3 protein-coding genes are annotated in these 5,647 nt (G+C 38.6%); 1 reads left to right on the plus strand and 2 read right to left on the minus strand.

The window, feature by feature from the left end:
• Positions 1-119: 119 nt before the first annotated feature.
• Together I3249_RS12845 and I3249_RS12850 are read right to left on the minus strand one after the other, a co-directional pair.
• Entirely contained in the window at positions 120-1,073 is a 954-nt protein-coding gene (locus I3249_RS12845; protein WP_238070216.1) for a RepB family plasmid replication initiator protein, read from the minus strand.
• A 251-nt stretch (positions 1,074-1,324) separates the two neighbouring features.
• Positions 1,325-3,490 (minus strand): MobA/MobL family protein, encoded by a 2,166-nt coding sequence (locus I3249_RS12850; protein ID WP_238070217.1) that lies wholly within the window; start codon positions 3,488-3,490, stop codon positions 1,325-1,327.
• Between the two features lie 259 nt (positions 3,491-3,749).
• Between I3249_RS12850 and I3249_RS12855 the strand changes: the two genes are divergently transcribed.
• The gene (locus tag I3249_RS12855) at positions 3,750-5,546 is read left to right on the plus strand and encodes an acyltransferase family protein (protein ID WP_238070218.1); all 1,797 of its coding nucleotides are present in this window, start codon (positions 3,750-3,752) and stop codon (positions 5,544-5,546) included.
• Positions 5,547-5,647: the final 101 nt, after the last annotated feature.

Here is a 5,647-nt window from a genome sequence, read left to right on the forward strand (position 1 = left end):
TTCTTGGTCATGGTAAACTCCTCGTTGAGTCGTTAGTTTACCAAGTTTACTTGTACGGTTTCTTCAGCATAGCTCACCTATTAAATACTTGTTTAATAGGTGCTTTGACAACATAAAAATTAATACTCAAGATAATCCCTAATAGGGCGCTTTTTGAAATCAGAAGTGTCTTTCTTAAGACGGTTAATCATCTCAAACTCCCACCCCTGCGCTGTTTGTCCAGCTGGGCTAGTAGGTGTTACTAAGTGATTGTATTCCGCTATAAAAGCAGGGTTTCGAACGATACGTCCCAGCTGTTTATCATTAAGCCCTTCTACAGTAAACATATCAGCTGTGTGTGGATCACGTTTTTCTTCTAAAGCTTTTTTAGGCTTAGCTTTAGGCTTCACAGTAAACTTCAAACCAGTGACCGTACGACCTCGTTTGATGTTCTCATAAGTGATATTTATATCTGTCTTTTCATTAATCTCATCAATCGCTGGCTCTAATGCACGAGCTTTTAAGTTGTTTATACGGTTATAAGATTTTGGCAAACCTAGCTCTAGTTTATAGTCTTCTAATGTCATCTGAAAAGTACTCATACCTTCGTATTTTTTCGCTATATGATATAGATCTATTGAATACTCACCTTTTAACAGTAAGACATTTTCCTTTTTGTACTTAGTAAAAGGATTTGATGCGTCGAATGCTTTAAGCATGATTAGCACTTCATCAGGAAAGCACACTGAAATGTATCCATCCTCATATACCGCCCTGATTACCCAAGTGACGCCAACACGTTTCCCTCGTTCATTTATATAAGAAAACGAACGATTTAATAGGTTTTTACTAGCTACTTCCAGTTGCTTATATGCCGAACTAACCTTAATGCCACATTCGTTAGCAAATTGCTCAGCTGTAATTTCAATTGCATCTTTTTCAGACGCATCAATCATTCTAACTGTTGGACTAGCAAGTATAAGTAGTCGCTTCTCATCTAATGTCATCTTATGAAAACATTGTTCAATTCTGTTTTGCATGACAACCCAATTTTCAGGGTATTTTTTTTCATATGAATCAATTAAAGAACTCATAAAAACCTCATTATGCTACAATAAAATTATTGTAGCATAATCTATGATAGTTGTAGCTTCTAATTATGACTAACGTAGCTTTATCTATGACTAACGTAGCTTTATCTATGATGGTTGTAGCTTTATAGACGCTGTAATCCTTTAACAGCAAGGCTTACAGCGTGTCTAAAAGTATTTAAAAGTATTTAAAAGTAAAAAATATATTTTTGTTTTAATTAACTAAAGAAAAAGCAAAAGAAAGGCCATTAATGCTAGCGTCTAAACCTCATAGTATTAGATTGAACTGGTTGTTTAGTAGCACTCAAACCAACGTTTATAGCCTTCTGTTCATCCTTAGACAGTTCTTTGCCATAACTGGTCGTAAAGCTATCTAAGGACTGTTGTAGAGCCTCTGAGTGCCTTTGACGCTTATCAGCTTCTCGGATACTACTTAGACCAATCATCCCATGCTTAAATTGCTGACAAGTCCGATTAATCGTATCGGCTCTATGCTCGATTGCTAAAGCTTTATTCTGATCTGCTGTTGCCTCGTTGTTGATGTAATTATCTAATGCGTTAATATAACTAGGTGCTGATACGCTCTCAGCGGTCATCCTACTGACTTGTCCAACATCACCTAAAGCATATTTTTTCTTATCATCAATAGTTTTACGCTGCTCATCTAGGTTTTTGATGAAAGTGTCATAGTGGATTTTGATAGCATCGTACTGGTCACGCTCTGCCTTCGGGTCACGTAGTAAGTCCATGATCGGCTTGTTCTCTGTGAAGAAGGGAGAATCAAACGTATCGCTTAGTCTTCTAATATAATCACGATGGTCTTCGCCACTGGCTTTATTTAACGTAAATTTCTCAGCAAAAGCATCAAGTAAGTCGCTTTGACGATAGTCATACTTGTTGGGGTAGTCGTCTGAGCTTTCGCGCCAACCAGGTCTAAGTCTATTATCTTCTTTATGACGATCTAATAATTTCTGTGCATAACCCAGTCTTATATGTCTAAGTTGTTTATTAACATTCTCAATTCTTCCACTGTAGTATTTCGTTCTTCTATCGTAGCTTGTTGCTGCTGTATCAAATCGTTCTTGTTCTTCAGCAAGTTTAATAGCTCTTGCTCGTCGTGCGTTGTCATCGAAGGGACTGGGGCTGATTGAGGCTGTTGTTCTAGTGTGTTTTGCAATGAGGCTATCAACTTGTCTTTCTTGTTCAGTAATGTTTGTTGCTGGCTGTTCGCTACCGCTAATGATCTGGTCGATTTGTCCAGTTCGTTTAATTGCCCACTCAGCGTATCTTGAGTTTTTTTCAGCGACTCTGCTAGTTTCTGTGCCTGCTGCAACTGCTCTTTCAACGTCTTGTTTTCCGCTATCAAGTTGTCGTTTACTTCTCTCAATTCGGTGTTGTGCTCGAACATCTCCGCTATTGATTGAGTCAATCCATCGTTTACTGTCATCAATTCTTGGTTCTGCTTTAAAAGCAAGGCGGTCTGCTGCAAGCCTAATTTGGTTGTGGTTGTATCTGCTGACTGACTCATTATGTATTCCTATTTCTGTTTGTATGCCCATACGCTCTAAGATACTCGCGTCTTTTCCTAGGTGTTGGGTCGGTTTGAATGTTAGCCCTAGATCCTTATAACTCTTATGGGTAACAGGCTGAACGCCTTTCTGTGCCAGTCGTTCATTAAGAATATCTGCCCATTGTTTACGGGTGTTTTTGAGCCATTCACTGTTTGAACATAATCCGCGCCCCTTTTGTATTCTTTCCTTTGTCTTAGGATCGACTTCACCAATGAGTTCTTTTGGTACGACTGGGCGTGTACGCTCATCGTTAGAGACTTCACTATCTGATTTTCCCCCTAGTGATAGCTTGTTATCCTTTGATACATCTAGCTTTCGGGTTAATAGCAGTATGTGGGCGTGAATGTTTCGCGGATCAGGAGCAGCCATATCTTTATGCTTCGCTGCCGCTTTGATGTTTGCCATATCGTCACCTGCGGTGGGATCATGGACAAAAACCATGCTGAGAACGCCTTGTTCTTCGCTCTGCTGCTGAGCAAATTGCTCAAACAGCTCTATATTCTCAGCGCGTGACAGCTCAGGCACACCGCACAACACCCATTCACGTGCAAGACGCGCACTGTTTTTCATCTTACCGCGCTTGGTGGTTTCTCCAATCTCAACCAAATCAGCGATACTCTGAAAGTCCAACTCGATGCCACGCGCTTCCAACTGCTCACGCAACTGGTTAGGAAGCATTATCTGGCTGTGAACCACATCGGTTTTTTTGGTGTAATCGTAAGACCTAGCGTCGGGATTTAGTTTGTTGTTATCGGTAAGTTTTATACCGGCACGATATGAGATCGCCGCCGCTAAATTATGCCCTTGTCCACGACTCATCGATTTGGTTTCGGCTCTGAATATCGCCATTTTTGCACCTCGGGTTTTTGGTGTTTGGGGTTTCCCCAACGCGGTTTGAGACAATGAAATAATACCACACGAAGTACGGTTTATGTCATTTCTCGAAACTGCGCTCTTAGTCAGAGAGAGACAACCATTGAGTATGGAAATAGATTAACAATAAATTAAAGCTCTGACTCTCTAGGAGATAATAGTGAATAAACCCTACTGGTATATTACAATGGCCAAAGTTTTTCCATACCACTCTTCAAATTATTGAGCATTATCTATGAATTATAGAGCAGACATACAAGTTCTTCGAGGGGTAGCGGTAGTACTTGTTGTACTGTTTCACCTTGGTTTTAGCTCTATAAAAAGTGGTTTTTTAGGTGTAGATGTTTTCTTTGTTATTAGTGGCTTTTTAATGGCTGTCTTATACGATAAGAATGATATACCTAAATTTTATTTAAGAAGGGCTAAGCGTCTACTGCCAGCTTATTATGCCACCATATTTGTTACTCTTATATTTGCTTACCTACTAACTACTCCAAACGAAACAACGCAGGTAAGTAGCCAAGCCAAGTATGCTATTGCCTTTGCTTCTAATCTCGGTTTCTGGGCTCAGAACTCTTACTTTAGTACTACTGATTTCAACCCTCTTCTGCACTTATGGTCTTTGGGTGTTGAGATGCAGTTTTATCTCATCGTTCCTTTGCTTTACTGGGTATTTAGTAAGAATAAGTTTATGTTCTTACTAATATTAGTTGGGAGCTTAGTCTCATGTTTTGTGGTGGTTGGAATATCTCCTAAAACATCATTTTTCATGCTGCCTTTTAGACTATGGGAGTTTTTAATAGGGTATGGAGCTGCGTATTATTTTACAAATCAAGGTAATGTAAAGCTTACTAATTATAGATGGCTAGGTCTGATCGGACTAATTATAGTATTTATCATTCCATTGTTTTCTGTAAATGGTGAAGCTCTAAGCGCAATTGATGGACATCCTGGATTATTCGCCTTACTTGTCACTCTTGCTACAGCATCTGTTTTGATATTTGGAATACCTTCTTTAATCGAAAAATCAATTATTTCTAGGGTGTTAGAGCGTATTGGCAAGTACTCATATTCTATTTACTTAGCTCACTTCCCTATTATAGTAATCTACTTGTCAAAACCATTTTCTGGAACAAATTTATCCATTCCCACTCTCATGGATGGTGTAATTATAGTAGTTCTAATGGTTTTAACTTCAGCAGCACTATATTATTTTTTCGAACATAAGAGACTTAAAGTTAGTGTTACTAAACTCATTGTAGGGTCTTCAGTAAGTTTGGTTTTACTAGCTATGATATTACCAATCATTCAAAATAGTTTTTATTCACAAGAGGATCAGCTTATCTTTGACGCTTTTTCAGACAGAAGTACATATCGTTGTGGAAAGCTAATAAGAGTTTTGGAACCACGTGCTATATCTTGTGACTTAACTTCTGAAATCGACGAACCTAAGCAAACATTGCTGCTGGTTGGGAATAGTCATAGTGACTCTATCAAGACAAGCTTCGTTAACGAATCGGAAGCACACCAGTCTAAATTACTTTTTATGGTTTCTAATACCCCATTAATGAAAGGTGACATTAGTGCTAAGGGAGTGGTTGATGAAGCTATAAGCAAAGGAGTGGATAAGATAGTACTCCATTTTAAAGGCTCATCCATATCTAACGAGACTATTGATGAGGTCATTGAAAAATCTCAGACGGCTGGGATTAAAGTGTACTTTATTGAGCCTGTTCCTGAATGGGAAGAGAGTGTTCCAGTAGCTATGTATGATGCTATCCACAAAGAAAACTATACGACTGAGAAGCAAACTAAAACAGACTATCTAAGTAGAAACGCTCCTCAAATCAATTTTGTTAGAGCAATTAAAAAAGATAATTTCCTAGCGATTCCTATCGTTGATTATTTTTGTAATCAGGATTGCAAATACGCTTCTAGTGATGGAAAGCCATTCTATTTTGATAGGCATCACTTAACAATTACTGGTAGTGAACAAATTAAAGGTGTGTTTGATAAGATTTTATCAGACTAAATTATGGCTCCGTATATGAGCACCTTGACCCCTGCCGTCAATCCCGTAGAATTAAACTTGGGAGATTTTAGTTACGCAGCTTGACGATAATAATCAAACCA

The sequence above is a fragment of the Psychrobacter sp. Ps1 genome (genome assembly GCF_022129425.1).
Lineage (GTDB): Bacteria > Pseudomonadota > Gammaproteobacteria > Pseudomonadales > Moraxellaceae > Psychrobacter.

Bases quoted from the DNA above. Each gene is read 5' to 3' on its own strand.
- I3249_RS12845 (WP_238070216.1), bottom strand. From the start codon at position 1,073: ATGAGTTCTTTAATTGATTCATATGAAAAAAAATACCCTGAAAATTGG.
- I3249_RS12850 (WP_238070217.1), bottom strand. From the start codon at position 3,490: ATGGCGATATTCAGAGCCGAAACCAAATCGATGAGTCGTGGACAAGGG.
- I3249_RS12855 (WP_238070218.1), top strand. From the start codon at position 3,750: ATGAATTATAGAGCAGACATACAAGTTCTTCGAGGGGTAGCGGTAGTA.